Annotated in this window: 1 protein-coding gene; it reads right to left on the bottom strand. The window is 51.7% G+C overall.

Features of this window, described 5'->3' with window-relative positions; all coding sequences use genetic code 11:
• A partial coding sequence (locus tag QUA77_RS29125; RefSeq protein WP_333454108.1) for a choice-of-anchor Q domain-containing protein occupies positions 1 to 1,301 on the bottom strand: 1,301 nt, incomplete at both ends.

Below are 1,301 nucleotides of genomic sequence, written 5' to 3'. Positions count from 1 at the left end.
GTCGGAGTAGGCACCGGGACGACACTACCTCCCAATTCAAAAGAGCCGCTGTCGACGATGGCACCTGGAATGCTGTCGCCATCTTGAGGGCGAGTCACGCCACGCTGATCCTTGGTGGGTGCGCCCGTAGCAATCCCTTGATCAATGGCCGGACTTCCTGTCAGCAGCGGCCTGACTAAAGCACCATTGAGGTTTTGCAAAGGGCCAAGTAAGGGGTCTGCGAGCGTAATACTTGCCGTCGCATTGTAATCGTTGAAGTTAGTAGTTTTTTTGACAGGCCACTGAAAATTGCCACCTTGGTCAGTTAGTTCGCTGCTGGTGTGCTGCTGAATGCCAAACTCATTCCCCGCCGTGTTGTTAGAAAAAATCGTGTTCTTGACACTGACAGGCTTTCCCGACGCCGCCGAGATGCCTCCGCCCACCCAACGGGCGGAATTATCGGCAATGGTGGTGTTGACGATCGTTGTGGGGGCATAAAGAGCCATTGCACCACCGACATTGCCGTAAAAGTCGGTAGTCCCACTAACTTGGTTGCCAGAAAAGGTGCTGTTAGTAATCGTGGTAGGCGCATCCATGATCCACATGGCGCCACCTTGACCGGGGGCTTTGTTACCAGCAAAGGTGGTGTTGGAGACCGTAAGTCCTTTGTTGAGGCCGTTGCTCAAGTTTACCAACCCGCCTCCAACTCCGTCGTTGCCACCGGGAAGCGACAGAATTTCGTTGTTTTGGAAGGTGCTGTCTGCAATACTTACGCTATCTTGGGTGCCGGTAAACAGATAAGCTGCTCCGCCTTCGCCTCGCCCTTTGTTGTCTTGAAATACACTTTTGGTGATCTTAATTGTGCCGGAAGCTTCGCTGGGATTGCTGGCTCGATCGGTATATAGTGCGCCGCCGAAACCTCTTAAGAAATCATTGGACTTCCCTGTGGCGAAAGTGGCTGCTGTGGTGTCGTTGCCGATGAATCGGGAGTTGTCAATTGTCAGCTTACCTTGAAGGCTGTTAATCGCCCCGCCGTTAATTCCTTTGTTGTTGGTGAAGTCGCTGTTGGTGACTGTAATAGTTTTGAAACTCAAAAAGCCGATCGCACCTGCACCACGTTCATCGTTAGCGGCGGTGGCGACGTTGCCGTTGAATTTACTGTTGGTAACAGTCAGGGTATTGTTGAAATTACCAAAAATTGCGCCACCGCCTTTATCGGCGACGTTGTTGTTGAACTGAACATTGTCTACTGTGAGGTTTACTTCGTCGGTTGTGCCGATCGCGCCACCTCGATCGGTTGTTTTGCCGTTAGTAATAATCAG

It is taken from the genome of Microcoleus sp. K5-D4 (genome assembly GCF_036704575.1).
Classification (GTDB): domain Bacteria; phylum Cyanobacteriota; class Cyanobacteriia; order Cyanobacteriales; family Microcoleaceae; genus Microcoleus.
The sequence above is the reverse complement of the archived record's forward strand: the minus strand, read 5'-3'. Positions and strand labels throughout refer to the sequence as shown.